The 15,808-nt window shown below is 69.3% G+C and carries 14 protein-coding genes; 4 read left to right on the plus strand and 10 right to left on the minus strand.

Annotated elements, in window-relative coordinates:
- Positions 1–7: 7 nt before the first annotated feature.
- The 6 genes from RKD23_RS00850 to RKD23_RS00875 all read right to left on the minus strand — a co-directional run bounded on the left by RKD23_RS00850 (position 8) and on the right by RKD23_RS00875 (position 7,548).
- Entirely contained in the window at positions 8–490 is a 483-nt protein-coding gene (locus tag RKD23_RS00850; RefSeq protein WP_424851761.1) for an SRPBCC family protein, read from the minus strand.
- A gap of 9 nt (positions 491–499) precedes the next feature.
- Positions 500–2,260 carry a carbamoyltransferase family protein gene (locus tag RKD23_RS00855; protein ID WP_424851762.1) on the minus strand — a complete coding sequence of 587 codons (1,761 nt, stop codon included), beginning with the start codon at positions 2,258–2,260 and terminating at the stop codon, positions 500–502.
- A 66-nt stretch (positions 2,261–2,326) separates the two neighbouring features.
- Complete coding sequence (locus RKD23_RS00860) at positions 2,327–3,385, minus strand: NAD(P)/FAD-dependent oxidoreductase (protein WP_424851763.1); 1,059 nt, start codon at positions 3,383–3,385, stop codon at positions 2,327–2,329.
- Positions 3,386–3,387: 2 nt separating this feature from the next.
- Complete coding sequence (locus RKD23_RS00865) at positions 3,388–4,347, minus strand: hypothetical protein (RefSeq protein ID WP_424851764.1); 960 nt, start codon at positions 4,345–4,347, stop codon at positions 3,388–3,390.
- Positions 4,348–4,911: 564 nt separating this feature from the next.
- On the minus strand, positions 4,912–6,411 hold the full coding sequence (locus RKD23_RS00870; protein WP_424851765.1) for an MFS transporter: 1,500 nt from the start codon (positions 6,409–6,411) through the stop codon (positions 4,912–4,914).
- Between the two features lie 114 nt (positions 6,412–6,525).
- The gene (locus RKD23_RS00875; protein ID WP_424858133.1) at positions 6,526–7,548 is read right to left on the minus strand and encodes an NAD(P)/FAD-dependent oxidoreductase; all 1,023 of its coding nucleotides are present in this window, start codon (positions 7,546–7,548) and stop codon (positions 6,526–6,528) included.
- A gap of 279 nt (positions 7,549–7,827) precedes the next feature.
- Here RKD23_RS00875 and RKD23_RS00880 point away from each other — a divergent pair, with 279 nt between their 5' ends.
- The 4 genes from RKD23_RS00880 (at position 7,828) to RKD23_RS00895 (ending at position 11,800) form a co-directional block, all read left to right on the plus strand.
- Positions 7,828–8,451 (plus strand): TetR/AcrR family transcriptional regulator, encoded by a 624-nt coding sequence (locus tag RKD23_RS00880; protein WP_424851766.1) that lies wholly within the window; start codon positions 7,828–7,830, stop codon positions 8,449–8,451.
- Positions 8,452–8,702: 251 nt separating this feature from the next.
- Positions 8,703–10,040, plus strand: a complete 1,338-nt coding sequence (locus RKD23_RS00885; protein WP_424851767.1) for an LCP family protein — start codon at positions 8,703–8,705, stop codon at positions 10,038–10,040.
- A 135-nt stretch (positions 10,041–10,175) separates the two neighbouring features.
- Positions 10,176–11,219, plus strand: a complete 1,044-nt coding sequence (locus RKD23_RS00890) for a phosphotransferase (RefSeq protein WP_424851768.1) — start codon at positions 10,176–10,178, stop codon at positions 11,217–11,219.
- A gap of 164 nt (positions 11,220–11,383) precedes the next feature.
- Positions 11,384–11,800 (plus strand): hypothetical protein, encoded by a 417-nt coding sequence (locus RKD23_RS00895; RefSeq protein WP_424851769.1) that lies wholly within the window; start codon positions 11,384–11,386, stop codon positions 11,798–11,800.
- Between the two features lie 50 nt (positions 11,801–11,850).
- On the opposite strand, the gene RKD23_RS00900 is transcribed toward RKD23_RS00895, so the two are convergent.
- The 4 genes from RKD23_RS00900 to RKD23_RS00915 all read right to left on the minus strand — a co-directional run bounded on the left by RKD23_RS00900 (position 11,851) and on the right by RKD23_RS00915 (position 15,370).
- Positions 11,851–12,732, minus strand: a complete 882-nt coding sequence (locus RKD23_RS00900; RefSeq protein ID WP_424851770.1) for an AraC family transcriptional regulator — start codon at positions 12,730–12,732, stop codon at positions 11,851–11,853.
- A gap of 137 nt (positions 12,733–12,869) precedes the next feature.
- Complete coding sequence (locus tag RKD23_RS00905; RefSeq protein ID WP_424851771.1) at positions 12,870–13,409, minus strand: YbhB/YbcL family Raf kinase inhibitor-like protein; 540 nt, start codon at positions 13,407–13,409, stop codon at positions 12,870–12,872.
- A gap of 193 nt (positions 13,410–13,602) precedes the next feature.
- A complete protein-coding gene (locus RKD23_RS00910; RefSeq protein ID WP_424851772.1) occupies positions 13,603–14,385 on the minus strand; it encodes a hypothetical protein in 783 nt (260 codons plus the stop codon).
- A gap of 163 nt (positions 14,386–14,548) precedes the next feature.
- Complete coding sequence (locus tag RKD23_RS00915) at positions 14,549–15,370, minus strand: SDR family oxidoreductase (RefSeq protein ID WP_424851773.1); 822 nt, start codon at positions 15,368–15,370, stop codon at positions 14,549–14,551.
- Positions 15,371–15,808: the final 438 nt, after the last annotated feature.

Genomic DNA, 15,808 nt, shown 5'->3' on the forward strand with positions numbered 1-15,808 from the left:
ACGTCGCTCACTTCGCGGTCTTCGCGAAGTGGTCCCGTACGCAGTCGGTCTGCTTCTCCATGATGTCGATGATGCCCTCGACCACCTTCAGGTCCGCGTCCTCGGCGATCTCCAGGATCCGCGACCAGTCGAAGAAGCTGCGGGCCGGGTCGTTGGTGATGGGGAACACCCGGATGGTCGCCTCGTAGCTGGCGACTCCGCTGGTGGGGGCGACGGCCCGGTAGGACTGGGTCCTGTTGATCTCGTCGCGGGCGGCGATCTCCTGCTGGACGACGTTGCCGCTGAGCGTGAGCTTGAAGTCGTAGCGGGCCGGGACCGTTTCGACCGAGCCGCCTTCCACCCAGCTCACGTCCCGGTGGACGTCCAGGTCACCGGGGGACACGATCTCCAGGATCTGCATGGCGTCGCGGATGGTCGCCCACACGGTGTCCGGGTCGGCGTCGAGGATGGTGGAGTGGTACATGGTGTGCTTGCGCTGGATCTTCGGCACGGGTTGCTCCTAGCTCTTGGCGACGAGGTGGTTTCCGAGGACCAGATAGTCGATCTCGGTGCCCATGAAGCAGTTCAGGGCGTCGGTGGGCGTGCAGACGATGGGTTCGCCGGCGACGTTGAACGAGGTGTTGATCAGGCAGGGGGTGTCGGTGAGTTCGATGAACTTGCGCAGCAGTGCCGTCAGGCGTGGCGTCCCCTCGTCCGTAAGGGTCTGGATGCGGGAGGTGCCGTCCACGTGTACGGCGCCCGGGATGCGGTCCCGGTACTCGTCGCGGACGGGGAAGACGAACGTCATGTACGGGGACTCGGTCTTGCGCCCCATGTCGAAGATCTTCGGCGCCTGCTCCTCGAGGACGAGGGGAGCGAACGGGCGGAACGGCTCCCTGTGCTTGACCCGGGTGTTGATGATGTCCTTGATGTCGCTGAAGCCGGGGTTGGCGAGGATGCTGCGATGCCCCAGCGCGCGCGGCCCGTGCTCGATACGGCCTTCGAACCAGCCGATGACGACCTTCTTCGTCAGCAGCCTCGCCACCTGCTCGACGACCTCGTCGTCGTCCAGCCGCGAGACCACGACACGGCCGGCGAAGCCCGCAAGGGCCTCCTCGATCGCGGCGTCGTCGTAGGCCGGGCCCACATAGGGCATGACGGGTGCGGCGGCGGCGAGGATGTCCGCGGGACCGGTGCCGGGATGGTCGAGCCAGGCGTGGACCGCGGCTCCGATGGTGATGCCGGTGTCCGAGGCGCCGAAGCTGACCTGCATGTCCTCGAAACGGGATCCTTCGAAGAGGGGGGTGTTGTTCAGGCAGTTCAGGGCGACGCCGCCTTCGAACAGCAGCCGGTCCAGGTCCGTCCTGCGCTCCAGGTGGCGCACCTGGTGGGCGGTGGCCACGTTCAGCATCTGCTGCGCGGCGGCGGCGATGCGGGCCTTGTAGGCGAGGGTGTCCTCGAAGGGACCGAAGTACTCCTCGAACAGGGCGTCGTGGCTGTGGAGGTTGTCGGTCTGCAGGGGCTTGGTGAAGGAGTAGCGGCCGTCGTCGTGCAGCGTCAGAAGGCGCTCGACGAACGGGTTCGGAGTCGGCGGGTCGGTGTACCCGGCCAGGCCCATCACCTTGTACTCGTCGTTGTTGGGGACGAAGCCGAGGAAGCGGGTGATGGAGGAGAACAGGGTGCCCATGGAGTACTGGGCGCCGATGACGCTCTCCTCGAAGACGGTGATCTTGCCGTCGCGGATCTCTCCCGTCAACGTCGAGAAGCGTTCGGCGCGGCCGTCGCTGACGAGGAACGCGGAGTCCTTCATGCCGGCGAGGTAGTAGCCGGTCGTGGCATGGGCCAAGTGGTGAGGGACGAAGCGGACCTTGGCCGGGTCGGGGCGGTGTCCGGTGCGGGCTGCGAAGTCCGCGAGGATCGCCTCGTGGCTGACGACCTGGTCGAACAGGTCGGCCATGTCGTCCATGAGGCGGGTCTTGGCATCTTCGCCCATCGGCGAGTTGCGGATGCCGTCCTGGATCTCCGCCAGCACCTGGGGGGTCCAGTTCCAGGGGAAGGCGAACAGGTCGACGTCGTCGAACGTGATCCCGGCTTCTTCCAGGCACCAGTTGATCGCGTTCGTGGGGAAGTCGGTGGTCTTCTTCTCCCGGTTGAGGCGTTCTTCCTCCACCGCGGCGACCAGGCGGCCGTCGATCAGGAGTGCGGCGGCGGCGTCGTGACCCAGGAGGTAGTGCTTGTTGATGCCGGTCGCGCCGAGGCGCTCGGAGAAGAACTCCGACACCCGACTGAAACCATTACATCCGAGAACTATCACGGGATTCTTTCCTGAATTATGGGGCTGCTTCGGCTACTTGGGCTGCTTGACGATCAGCAGATCGCGGAGCCTTTCCCCCGCCGCGGGTGCCTGGCACAGGCCCGCGCCGGTGAAACCGGCCGCGTACAGGAAGCGGCGGGTGGGGTGTTCGCCGATGAAGGCGGTGTTGTTCGGGCTGGCGTCGAAGTCGCCGCTCCACGCGCGATGCAGGCCGATTCCGTCCAAGGCGGGGAACAGGGTGCCGAGATGACCGGAGATACGGCCGAGCCAGGCCTCGCGTGCCTCGCCGGGCTGGGGTGCGCCCATGGCGAGGAGGATGCGGTCCTTCCACGAGCGGATCCGCAGGCCCGACGCGGCGTGCATCGTCATGGGCAGCTCGGGGTGCGGCGAGGGCGGGACGTCGGTGAACAGCATCTCCATCGTGCGGGGTCTCATCGGCAGGTCGACCGATGCCATGGACGCCACCTCGCCGGACCAGGGACCGGCCGTGCACACGATGCTGTCCGCCTTGATGCTGCCCTGCGGGGTGTGGACGGTGTTGTCGTCGTCGATGCCCGTGACGGGTGTGTGGGTGAACAGGCCGGCGCCGTGATTGCGGGCGGCGGCAGCGTAGCCGCGGACGATGTCGAGACCGTCGACGTGATACGCCTCGGGAGACCAGGCAGCGGCCAGGACAGCGCGCTCGTTGATCAGCGGGTTGAGTCCGGCCGCTTCACGCGCACTGATCAGGTCGACCTGGACACCGGCAGCCTTCTGGGCTTGCTGGGTGGCCTCGAACTCGGCGACCTGCTGTTCCTCGGTGAACAACGCCATGAAACCGAGCCGCTTCAGGGCGAGGGGGGCGGCGGTGTGGCGGGCGAAGTCGTGATAGGCCTTCAGGCTGCGCACGGCCCTTTGCCCGGTGTGGGGGTCGCCGGGGAAGTAGGTGCGGATCATGCCCGCGGTGTGCGCGGATGCTCCGCCGCCGAGGCCTCCGCGTTCCAGCAGTACGGTGTCCACGCCGGCTTCGGCGAGGTGGTAGGCGGCGGACGTGCCGATCACTCCCCCGCCGATGACGACAGCCTCGGCGCGGGCAGGCAGGGCTCTCGGCATGACTACACGCCTGCCTTGACGCCCTGCTGGCGGAGGTGGTCTCCGGTCTCCCACGGGTACAGCTGGAGGTTCCAGCCACCGAGGCAGTTGATGTACAGGGCCATCTGGCTGGTGACGGCGTAGAAGTCGTCACGGTCCAGGCCGTCGAGGACGTCGAGGAAGCGCTGGGTGAACGCCCACAGCTTCTCCAGTCCGCAGTAGCCCAGGAACTCGGCCGGGACGCCGACCAGGAGGCGGGTCATGTGGACGAGGGCGTCCATCGGCATGCCCTGGACGGCGGCGCGGACGAGTCCGCCGTAAGCGGCGTAACCCAGCGGCCGCGTCTCGCCGTTGACGAACAGCAGCGTGGGCAGGACGGTGCCGAAGTTGCCCGCCTGCGAAGGGATGATGCCCTGGTGGAGGTCGTCCAGCTCGGCCGGGGGCGCGAGCCAGATCTTCTCGGTCTCGGCGCGGATGTCGGAGATCAGCTGGGCGGCGGCCGTGTCGGTGGCGTGGAGCATCGGGATACGGTGGCCTCCCGGCTCCCCTGCGCGGCGTACTTCGGCGAGGATCTGCTTCTTCGTGGAGTAGACGGCCTCCCAGATCGCCGCCCCGGCCTCCAGCAGGGCGGGCATGTCCGCCGCACGGATCTGGCCGACGGGGGTGGCCGGCATCGGCTCGGTCAGCGTGCCGTACTTGATGCCCAGGTGCTGCAAGCCGGAGCAGAACACCGTGCCGTTCGGAGCCTCGCGCCGGTCGGGGATACGTGTGGTGTGGGGAGTGTGCAGCAGGGTGGGTATGGGCGCTACGTGGTAGAGGTGCTCCCCCGCGATGAGCGCGTGTCCTTGGAGGCTCTGGTAGGGCAGCGACTCCCACAACGCGTCGGCGAGTGCCGGGTTGCGGTCGTCAAGGTCGGCGGTGACCGTGATGCCGAGGTCGGGCCAGGAGATCTCGATCTGACGGCCAAACAGCTTCTCAGACAAGGCTTTTCCCGTTCGTTGGTTCGGCTTGCCCGAGGAGTACATCGTCGGCAGGCGGGTTTCAGCCAGGCGTCAAAGACCTGAAAAGTGGCCTGCCTGAGACCAGCACTTCGTGTGTTTCTACGAGAGTCGTGCCGTCCGGACACTGGCCGATGAGCCGCCGGCTTTCCCCGGACTCGAAGGGGCCCGGCGGGTCCATCACGGCGTATCGGTGGGGTACTTGAAGGCGATCGCATCGAGTGACGGGTCCTCAACTGGCTGAGGCGACATGCACCTTGGAGTGCGCCTTCGCGGATTGCCGACAGTTCCCCAGGAGGCGCGCGTCGTTCAGGCCTTGGCCGCTGCGAACTCCCGTACGGCTGCTGAACACAGCGAAGCGGAAGTCGGAGGGAGAGGGAACGCCTGTCCATGCTGCCGCAGTTGGAGAAGGCCACCCGGCTGGTCGCCCGCGCGTGGGCGAGACAGTCGCGGTGGAACACTGGAGATGCCCTGCTTTCCTGCGCTGATTCGTGTCCTGAGTACGACAGTCATCGCAGGCCGCAGGGCATCTCCAGGGTGGATCCAGGGTCAGTGGGCCATCACGGGCTCGCCCTCGGACGGCTCCAGAGCCCGATTCGGAATCAGGAACGCCGCGATCACCGCACCGACCACGAAGAACGCGGAGCCCCACGCCAGGGTGGCCGTGTAGCCCTCGACCCCGGCCTGCGCCGCGGCCAGCGCGCTGGGCTTGTGCGAAGTCAGGTAGTCGGTCGCGGCCGACGAGGCAACGGTGGTCAACAGCGCCGTGCTGATGGAGCCGCCGATTTGCTGGCTGGTGTTGATCAGCGCCGAGGCGACGCCCGTGTCATCGCGGTGCAGGCCTGAGGTCGCCCCCTGGAACGCCGTGGTCATCACCCCACCGATGCCGAGACCCAGCAGGATCATGCCGGGCATGATGTCGGCGACGTAGGTGCTGTCCAACTCGAGCCGGGTCAGCAGGGCCATGCCGGACGCGGCGACCAGGAAGCCTGCGGTGATCACGATCTTCGGGCCGACCCTGGGCAGCACCAGCACAGGCATCGTGGTCGACGAAACGACGACGCCCGCGACCATCGGCAGGAACGCCAGACCGGTCTTGATCGGCGAGTAGCCGAGGCTGGCCGCAAAGTAGTAGGTCAGGAACAGGAAGATCGAGAACATCCCCATGCCCAGGACGAACACCGCCACGAACGAACCACCGCGGGTCCGGTCCAGCACGACTCGCAGCGGCAGCAGCGGATGCGCGACCTTGGACTGCAGCCATGCGAACACCACGAGCAGCACCACGCCGACGATCATGGAGCCGAGGGCGACCGGGTCGGTCCAACTGGTGGACTCCACGTGCGCGAACCCGTAGACGATGGCGAACAGCGCGGCGCTCACCACGACGATGCCCGGGATATCGAGATTGGGCTTCCTGGTGATCACGGGCTTGGCCAGCAGCAGCAACGCACCGATCAGGGCGGGGGCCGCGAAGGCGACGTTCACGTACATCACCCAGCGCCACGACGCCCATTCGGTGAGCATGCCGCCGAGCAGCAGCCCGATCGCGCCGCCCGCACCACCCAGCGCACTGAAGATGCCGAAGGCCTTCGCCCTTTCCGACGGTTCGGTGAAGGTCACGCTGAGCAGTGAGAGTGCCGCGGGCGCGAGCAGTGCAGCGAAGAGGCCTTGAGCCACGCGTGCCGCGACGAGGATCTCGAAGCTGCCGGCCGCGCCGCCGACGACGGACGCGGCCCCGAAACCTGCCAAGCCGATCACGAAGAGGGTGCGTCGGCCCAGCAGGTCACCGAGTCGGCCGCCGAGCAGCAGCAGGCTGCCGAACGCCAGGGCGTACCCCGTGATGACCCACTGCCGGCTGCCGTCGCTGAAGCCGAGGTCGTGCTGCGCCTCGGGCAGCGCGATGTTCACGACGGTCGCATCGAGCATGACCATGAGCTGTGCCATGCCTATGACGACCAGCACCCACCAGCGCACGGCATGTGAGCCACGAAGGCCCGAGTCTGTCTTTCCGGAGGCGGGCGCCCCGCGGTCGATGCTGGTACTCATCTTTTTCCCTTGCTTGCTGGGCATGGCTGAAAGCCGTCTGGAATCTGATTGGTTTCCTCACCGCGATGAAGGTGAGGCGAGTGGGTGACGGGCTGGGATCTCAGGGCTTGGAGATCATCGTGTGGCCGCTTTGGGGCTTGCCTCGGCGATCCCCTGGAGGGCCGCGTCGGTGTCCGCGGTGGCCAGCATCCTGTTGATGTCGGCGCCGGCCAGAGCGCCGGCCGCTGCGGAGGCCCCGACCTGGGCGACCGGATCGGTGGCGTTGCCGGCCACCCACACACCCGGCACCTCGGTGGTGCCGGCGATGCCGGAGGCGAAACCGCGGCCCATGTTGTTCGGCAGGTCCTGCACCGGCAGGCCCAGACCTTCCAGGCCCTGGGTGCGGGCCTGCATCTGCGGGCCGACCGCGAGGACGCGGCGGGCCACGACCTGGCCGTCGGCCAGACGCACCCCGGCGAGGGCACCGTCCTCGTCGTTGACGACCTCGGTGACCGGGGTGTCGATGACGCGGATGCCGCGGGCGGCGAAGCGGGCGCGGCTGTCTTCGTCCAGGTCGGTGCCGTGGGTGAAGTAGGTCAGGTCCTCGGTCAGCTGACGGAACAGAAACGCGTGGCCGACGGAGGCCGCGCCAGTGGCGAGGATGCCGATGGGCTCATCGCGCACCTCCCAGCCGTGGCAGTACGGGCAGTGCACCACACTGTGCCCCCAGTGCCCGGCGAGCCCGGGCACCTCCGGCAGCACATCTGCGAGGCCGGTGGCCACCAGGATGCGGCGGGCGGTGATGCTGCGACCGTCGGCCAGGGTGACGGTGAACCGCAGGTCTCCGTCCGCCGACGGGGCGGCAGACTCGGCCGAGACCACCTCGCCGTGGACGACGTGTCCGCCGTACTGGCGCACCTGCTCCCGGCCCCGTCGAAGGATCTCGGGCGGCGGGGTGCCGTCCAGGGCGAGGAGGCCGTGCACGGCCTTCGCGGGCGCGTTGCGCGGGGATCCGCTGTCGATCACGACGACCGAGCGGCGGGAGCGGGCGAGGATCAGTGCGCCGTTCAGCCCCGCGGCGCCCCCGCCGATCACCACCGCGTCGACGGTCCCCTCGGCCAGTGCGTCGCTCGTGTACGGAGGAGTCGTCCCGGCCATGGCCTCCTGCCTTTCCTTATCAGTCATGGTTCGGTCAGCCCTTCGAGTTCTGGGTGGTTGGAGGGGGGTCATCTGTGCAGAAAACCCGGGATGTGGTCGGCGACCGTCTTGGGCTGTTCGAGGCGCAGGAAGAGCCCTGCGTGGGATGCACCTCAATCGCGCCAGGCGTGCACGCGGCCTGTCCGGTGAGCCCAAGATGGTTGTGTACTGAACAGTCAGAAACCTAGGCAGTTCTGTACTGAGTTGTCAAGAACGGCCGGTCGGCCTTACCTTCTGTGTATGGCGAGACCACGAAGCTTCGACCGTGACCACGTCCTCCATGCCGCCGAGCGGCAGTTCCGCACCTCTGGCTACAGCGGCACGAGCGTCGACGACATAAGCGCCTCCACCGGCCTGGGCCGCGGCAGCCTCTATGCCGCGTTCGACGGCAAGCACGGCGTACTGCTGCAGGCGATGGCCGGGTACTCCGCCCGGCTGGGGCAGTTTGTGCCGGAGGCGCTCGCCGGACCGGACGAGGGCGCCCTGGAACGACTGCGCGGGTTCTTGCTCCGTGCCGTCGAAGGGGTACCACTCGCCGACGACGTACCCCCCGCCCCTGACCGGGCGGCGGCAGCCTGCTTCGCCGCAAAAATGGCCCTGGAGCTCGGCGCCTCCGACCCCGAGGTGGAACGCCTGGCCAACGACTGCTTCTCCGCGGTCGCAACCGCGGTGGCCGAGTGTGTGCGAGCGGCGCAGCGCAGCGGCGACATCGACCCCGACGCGGATCCCGACGACCTTGCGTACCTTCTGCTGACCATCGTCCGCGGGATCGATGTCGTAGGCGCGTCCGGCCACACTCCCGCCCGCCTGACCTCGATCGCGGAGAGCGCGTTCGCATTGTTGCCTCGCCGGCGCCACGGCTGAGAAGGGCACGGCCGACAGGAGTTCGGGGCCGATCCGAAGCACCGTAGCGGCACCTCCGGACTCCAAGATCATCTCGTGGCGGGTTCCTGGCGTGCGGGGTCGGTGGGCCAACTCTGGCAAAGCCCGGTCCGGACGCCCGCCCGTACGGGCGTCCTGTGCGGCGCGCCCTGCGCGTGTACGAGGCTCAGGCGGGGTCGTGCCCACTACGGTGTCGGCCTGGCCCCTGCCGACAACGCTCTCGTGGAGTTGTGTTGCGCCGACTCACCGTTGCCCTCGCCTCTCTGACCTCCATGGCCGCCACGGTCCTCATCGGCGTCGCGGCGCTCTCCGCCGACGCCCACGACACCGATCCCACCCGCGGCACGAACATCCTCGTCGTCGGCATCGACAGCCGGAAGGGCATCTCGGCCGCCGAGAAACGGCGACTGCACGTCGGCGGCAAGGGCTGCAACTGCACCGATGTGATGATGCTCGTCCACCTGTCCGCGGACCGGCGCCGTGCCAGCGTCGTCTCCATCCCGCGCGACTCCTATGTCGCCTACGCCCAGGAACCAGGGGCCCCGACCCGCATGGGCAAGATCAACGGCGCCTACGCACTGGGCGGCGGCGACATGACGGTACGCACCGTGGAGAAGGCCACCGGCCTGCACATCGATCACTACCTGGAGACCGGCTTCCTCGGCTTCGAGAAGGCCGTCGACGACCTCGGCGGCGCGGTCGTCTGCACCGACAAGCCCCTCAAGGACGAGAACTCCGGCCTCGACGTCGCCGCCGGCGTCCATCACACCGACGGACGCGGCACCCTGCAGTACGTGCGGGCGCGCCACATCAACCGGCCCGGCGACCTCGGCCGTATGCGCCGCCAGCAGCGCATGGTCTCCGACCTCCTCAGCAAACTCAACGCCGAGCATGCCCTGTCCGACCCGGTCGGCACGGCTCGCACCGTCCAGACCCTGCTGAACTCCGTACGCACCGATCCCGGGACGAGTGTGCGGGACCTGCTCCGCATCGGCCAGGTGCTGGGGCGCCTGGGAGCCGGACAGACCGAGTTCGCCACCGTGCCCATCAAGGACTTCGACCACCGCGTGCCCGGAGTCGGTTCCACCCTGCTCTGGCATGAAAGCCGCTCGGTGGCACTCTGGCAGGCCATCGCCGCTGACCGGCCCCTCGCCGGTGACACCCGCATCCAGCCCGCTCCCGAGACACCCGTCGACACCGACCCTGCCAGGATCACTGTCCGGGTCGACGACCCCGCCGTCGCCGCAGCCCTGCGCGCGTCCGGCTTCCGCGTCACCGACACCTCCGCACAGGCCCCGGAGGTCCGCCTCGAAGGGCCACCCGTGATCCGCTACGACCCGGCCCACGAGCTCGACGCGGCCACGCTCGCCGCCGCTGTGCCCGGAGCCCTGCTGGAGCCCGTGCCCGGGCATGACGACACCTTCGACGTCGCCGTCGGGACCACGCCGGTGACCGTCAAGGAGGTCGTCTACGACCGCAACGTCGCCGAAGGCTCCCCGATCACCGGCGACCGCCTCGGCTGCGCCGGAACCGCCGGCCTCACGGGTGCTGCTCCCGCCTCCCACCCCTGATGCTCCGCACCGGCGCCCGCACACCGCCGGGGAAGGGATACGCGGCGCGGGCGGGACTGGGCCGCCGGGACGAGGTGACGTACGAGCGACAGTAATTCGGGTGCGTCCGCTTCGACCCGGTGATCCAATCGCCGGATGCGACGCGACACCGACATGCAGATCGAGGTCGGGATCGACCCTGAGGCAGCAGCTACGGTCGACCGCGGGCGGTTCTCCGACGCGGTCACCCCCTGGGAGGAACCCGGCTGGCGCGCGGCTGCCCTCGCCTGGGCGATGCGAGGGCTCGCCCGGCACGGCCTGCGGGAGACCGGGCCCCGTGAGGTGCGGGTGCGGCCCTGGTCGATCCTGATCCGGTTCCGGACCGGCGCGGCCGAGCGCGACGCCGTCTGGTTCAAGGCGAGCGCGCCGGCCGCCGGCTTCGAGGCGGCCCTGGGCGGGGCGCTCGCCGAGTGGGTTCCCGGGCACGTCCTGACGCCGCTGGCGGTCGACCCGGTCCGCGGCTGGTCGCTGCTGCCGGACGGCGGCCCGCTCTTCCGGGACGTCCTCGACGCGGGTGACGCCGGGCCGGCCGACTGGCTCGCAGCGGTCGAGCAGTACGCCCGGATGCAGCGCGCCCTGGTCCCTTACACCGACCGGATGTCCGAACTCGGTGTGCCCAGCGCCCGGACCCGCCACCTGCCGGAGATCTTCGACGGACTCGTCGAGAACAACCCTTCCCTCGCCCCGGACACCCGCCGCTCCCTGCGGGCTGGGCGTCCGCGCCTGCTCGACTGGTGCGCGGAACTCGACGCGATCGGTGTCCCCGACTCGCTCGACCACTGCGATCTGCACGACGGCCAGGTCCTCGCCCCGGGTGGCGCGCGCTTCACTTTCTTCGACTGGGGCGACGCCGCCGTGGGACACCCCTTCGGCAGCCTCCTCGTCCCGGCGCGGGACGTGCGCGAGCGGTACGGGCCCGAGGCCGTGGCCGCCGTTCGCGACACCTATCTGGAGCCGTGGAGAGACCTGTCCATACCCCTCCCGGAGCTCCGCCGCGCCGCCACCCTCGCGGTCCGGCTCGCCGCTCTCGGCCGTGCGGTCTCTTGGTGGCGGCTCTTCCCCGGCACTCCGGCCGACGACTGCCACGAGGCGAGCGCCTACTGGGTCGAGGAACTTTTCGCCGACCCTGACCTGTTGTAGCCGCGGGAGCCGACGAGGTGCGACTGTCGGGCGGTGTGCTTGTACGGCGTCCGCCCCGCCGTCTCGGTCGCGAGCCGACCGGCATGTCAACGGCCACCGGCGTGTGCTCGTGCCGTCCCAGTGTCGACCCGTGTCGTCGGGGCGACCGGGCGGATCCTGTGAAGGTGCCCGCCGACAAGGGGGTGGGACATAGGCTTGGTGCCGCTGTCGTCGGGCGCGGATCTGCTGCGCCCGTGCTGTCGCCACCGACGGGAGCCGGAATGGGCTACTTGGACGGCATAGAACCACGCCTCAGAAGAGCGTTGGAGCTCCGCAAACTGTCCCTGCACGAGCGGGCGGACAGGAGTGGGTACTTCGACGTGTACTGGGATGACGGCATCAAGAACGCCCCGGACGACCTCGGCCTCCCTGTCGGGTTTCTGAATGTGTCCGCCTACTCTTCCGGCTTCATGCGGCGCAGGGTTGAGTTGTGGTGGGTCAGCGTTTCCAGTCCCGTGGTCCACGAAGTAGCCGCCAGGCTTCCTGACGTCAATGAAGCCATCAGCGTGCTCCTTGTCCATCTCCCCGACCGATACTCCTGAACCAACCGCCGAAGGCCATCTCGCCCAGACCAATCTGCGGTCGGCGGCAGCTACGTGATCGACGCCGTCGCGCGTGTGCGGGCCGCGTCGATGCTTGGCGGCACGCCGAACTGGCGCTTGTACTCCCGGCTGAACTGCGAGGGGCTGTCGTACCCCACCCGTTGGCCGACGCCGGTCACATCGTGCGGACGGTTGGCCAGCAGGAGCCGTGCCGCCTGCAATCGGATCTGCTTCTGGTACTGGATCGGGCTCATCGCCGTCACCGACTGGAAGTTCCGGTGGAACGCGGAGACGCTCATCCCGGAAGACCGCGCCAGGTCCTCGACCCGAAACGCCTCGGTGTAGTTGTCCCGAATCCAGCCGACCGCCCGGGTGATGTGGTTCAAGCTGCTGTCCGCGAGGCCCAGTTGGCGGACCGCCTCGCCCTGCTCCCCCGTCATCAGCCGCCACAGAATCTCACGCTTGATCAAGGGGACCAGCACCCGGCGGTCGCGCGGCCGGTCCAACTGCCGGAGCAGGCGGACGATCGCGTCGATCAGCTCCGCCGAGGCGTCGCTGACCATGATCCCCGGCCGGGGCGGTCCAGATGACCGAGGCAGGTCACCCGGCCCGGCCTGCAGCATCAACTCCGCGATGACGGCGGGTTCCAGCGTCATCCCGAAGCCGAGCTGCGGCCCGCCCGGAGCGACGCGCCCGGTCACCGGCAGATCGGCCGAGGTGACCAGATACTGGCCAACCCCGTACTCGTACACCCGCTCGCCGAGCGCGAGCCGCTTGCCGCCCTGCGCGATGACAGCAAGCATCACGCCGGACATCGAGTACTCCGGCTCAGCGCCCGGGTCTGCCCGGCAGATCCGGACGCCGTCGATCGCCGTGGTCGGGTCAGGCCGTGCATGCCGCTCCAGCAGATCGCGAAGCTCGTCGAGGGACATGCGCCCATCTCATCACGGACCGACACGCTCCTCCCGGACGGCGAGAGGATCGTGCAAGGAGACGCGAGGAACATGTGGGCGTCCCGCGACGTGCAGGAGACGTCGTAATCAGGCCGCTCTCGCACCGCCGCGGGCGCCTACTCTCCGGTGTCCTCGTACTCGGCGATCAGCTGACCTCGGGCGATGGCGTGGAATCGGAGGTGGAAACCGACGAGGGCCGGCGACGCGTCCGCATCGGGTCCCAGCTTCTCCTGGTCCACGGCGTACACCGTGAAGACGTAGCGGTGCGGACCGTCCCCCGGCGGCGGCGCGGCCCCGCCGAAGTCCTTGCTGCCGTAGTCGTTCCGAGCCTGCTGGGCTCCCGTCGGCAGCCCCTTGAAGCCCCCGGTTCCGGCACCGGCCGGCAGCTCGGTGACATCGGCCGGAATGTCGAAGACCGTCCAGTGCCAGAATCCGCTGCCGGTCGGCGCGTCCGGGTCGTAGCAGGTGACCGCGTAGCCACGGGTGCCCGACGGCCCTGCCGACCAGCTCAGATGTGGTGAGGAGTTCCCCTTCGCGTACACGTGCGCGTCCGGCAGGACCCCACCGTCCGTCAGATCCGTGCTGCTGACCGACAGCTCGGGCACCGGCGGGTGAAAATCATGCGGCAGCGGACGTCGGCTCCTCGGGTCGCTCATTTCCGGTTCCCTTCATGTGTCTCTCGATGAAATCGCCCGAACGGGCGTGATCCCGATCTGACCACGCATCGAGTCACGACGACCGACCGGCGAGAGGATCGTGCAAGGGGTCGCAACATTTGTGAACGCACCCCCGGAGGGGCAGGAGCAGCAGCACGTGGCTGAAGCCTTGCCTCCTGTCCGTCGGTCGTGCTCACCCGGCCTTGTCGTCGCCGCAGGTCGACACGGGCACAGCCTGCGGAGCCCGCTTCATGCCGCCGATACCGGACAGGTCCGCTTCCTCGACGGGCAGCTCGTCGAGGGGCTCCCAGGGCTCCAGATCGCCGTGATCGCGCTGCCACGTGGTCCCCTCACGGTCCGCGAAGGTGAGGTAATGGACCTCGATGCTGTCCGGCGTCGGCTGAGGCCTCCAACCGTCCTCGCGGCGGAGCGGAACTCGATGGCTGTCCGGGAAGGTCGCCCGCCCTTCGGGGATCCGGTACATCCAGTCGTCCGGGTCCAGCGCCAGATCCGAGCAGGGCGGCACGCTGGGCAGGGAGAGGGAGTAGAGCACGGCGAGCTTGGTGTGGTTCCAGTCGCCCACCTTCGCGTCGAAGTACATGTCGACGTACGACACCGGGTCCCGCGACCTGTTCATCAGATGCAGTCGGATGCCGCCGTCCTCGCCGTAGTCGACCCAGGTCGCGATGCGAGCGGCCTGGGCGCGGTCCCTCTTCTCCGCGTCCTCGCGGGACTGGGCCAACTGGTCGCGCGACACCATGGCGCCGTAGTAGGTGGCGATTCCGGTGAACAGCAAGGTGCCGATGCCGGCCACCACGCCCACCACCGTGGCGCCCCGAGTCCAGTCGACCCGCCGCCACGCCGGCGTGGACGTGGTCGGCCCGGTGCGCCGTCTCCGCGTGCGTACCGAGTCCGGCCCCGGCCGCTGCCGGGCCAGCCGGCTTCTCGCGTGCCGCTGGCTGCGCGTGCTGCTCATCCGTCTCCCTTCCGGTCCAGGGCAGAGACGCGATCAAGGGCGGGCACGGTTTCGACCTGGACCAGCCACCCGGCGCCGGCCCGTCCCAGGCTCCCGCTGCCCTCGTCGGCCGGACGGTCCCTCCTTAAACGATGACGCGGCAGGGTTGGATCCGGGGCCGTGCTCAGGGGCGCCGCCAGGCGTCGTCCGGCAGATGGGAGCCGGCCTGCGGGCCCATCCGCAGCATCCCTCCGTCCACCACCCACGAGGCACCCGTGACGTAGGACGCGTCCGGACCGGCGAGGAACGCGATCACGGCGGCGACCTCGCGGGCGTCGCCGGGACGGCCGAGCGGTACGCCCGGCCTGCGCTCGTCGGTGACGTCGGTGTCCGTCTGGCCCGTCATCGGCGTGGCGATCTCACCCGGGGCGACGGCGTTGACAGTGATCCCGTGCTCGGCCAGTTCCAGCGCCATGACCTGGGTGAGAAGCCCGAGTCCGCCCTTGGCCGCACAGTACGGCGCCGCGCCCACCCGCGGCTGGTGCTCGTGGACGCTGGTGACGTTGATGATCCGGCCACCGCTCCCCTGGCCGATCATGCGGCGGGCGGCGCGCTGCCCGCACAGAAACGGGCCCACCAGGTCGACGTCGATGACCTGTTGCACCGTTTCGTGGTCAAGCTCCAGGAAGGGGGTCATGGTGCCGGTGCCGGCGTTGTTCACCAGCACGTCGATCCGGCCCAGTTCATCGGCCAGCCGGTCGACGACTCCGGCGGCCTCGGGGAGCCGGGTGAGGTCCAGTTGCTCGACCGCGGCCCGGCGCCCGGTCGCCCGTACCTCGTCCGCCGTCCGCAGCGCCCCCTCCCGGTCGCTGTGCCAGGTGATGCCGATGTCCATGCCGGCCTGCGCGAGACGTACGGCGGTCGCACGGCCGATACCGGAGTCGGATCCGGTGATCAGGGCCACCGGAGTGGTGCGAGGGCCGGGGGTGTCCTGCTGAGATCGCATCGAGGCTCCAGATGTCTCGTCCTGCGCCGGGGCGGGCGTCGCCCCGGGACGGAGCCCCGTCGGCTCCGGGGCGGGTCCCACGTACCCCGCGCCGAGCCGGCCACACGGGACTCCTGGCACACGTGTGCCGGTCCGACCGGCCGACTTCTGCCACCGCCCCGGGCCTGCAACCTCGTTCCAGGCCGCGAAGCGCCGCCGGCAGGTCATGCCCGAGCCGAAGCCGAGCTCCTGGTGCAGGCATTCCCGGCCGCCGCGTGCACGGTCGTCGCAGCCCTGCTCGCCCCCACAGCCACGGCCGCGTAGCCGCGCGCCGGAGGTGAGCCGGGGAACGCCGCCCCCGCCCGCACGTTGCCACCGAACACCCGTTCGACAGGTGGACCTTCCAGGGGCGGGCCGTGTCATCACGAACGGTGCGAATTGCGGCGCGCCCGCCTCCTT

This window comes from Streptomyces sp. SAI-170 (assembly GCF_049739565.1).
In the GTDB taxonomy this organism is placed as follows: Bacteria; Actinomycetota; Actinomycetes; order Streptomycetales; family Streptomycetaceae; genus Streptomyces.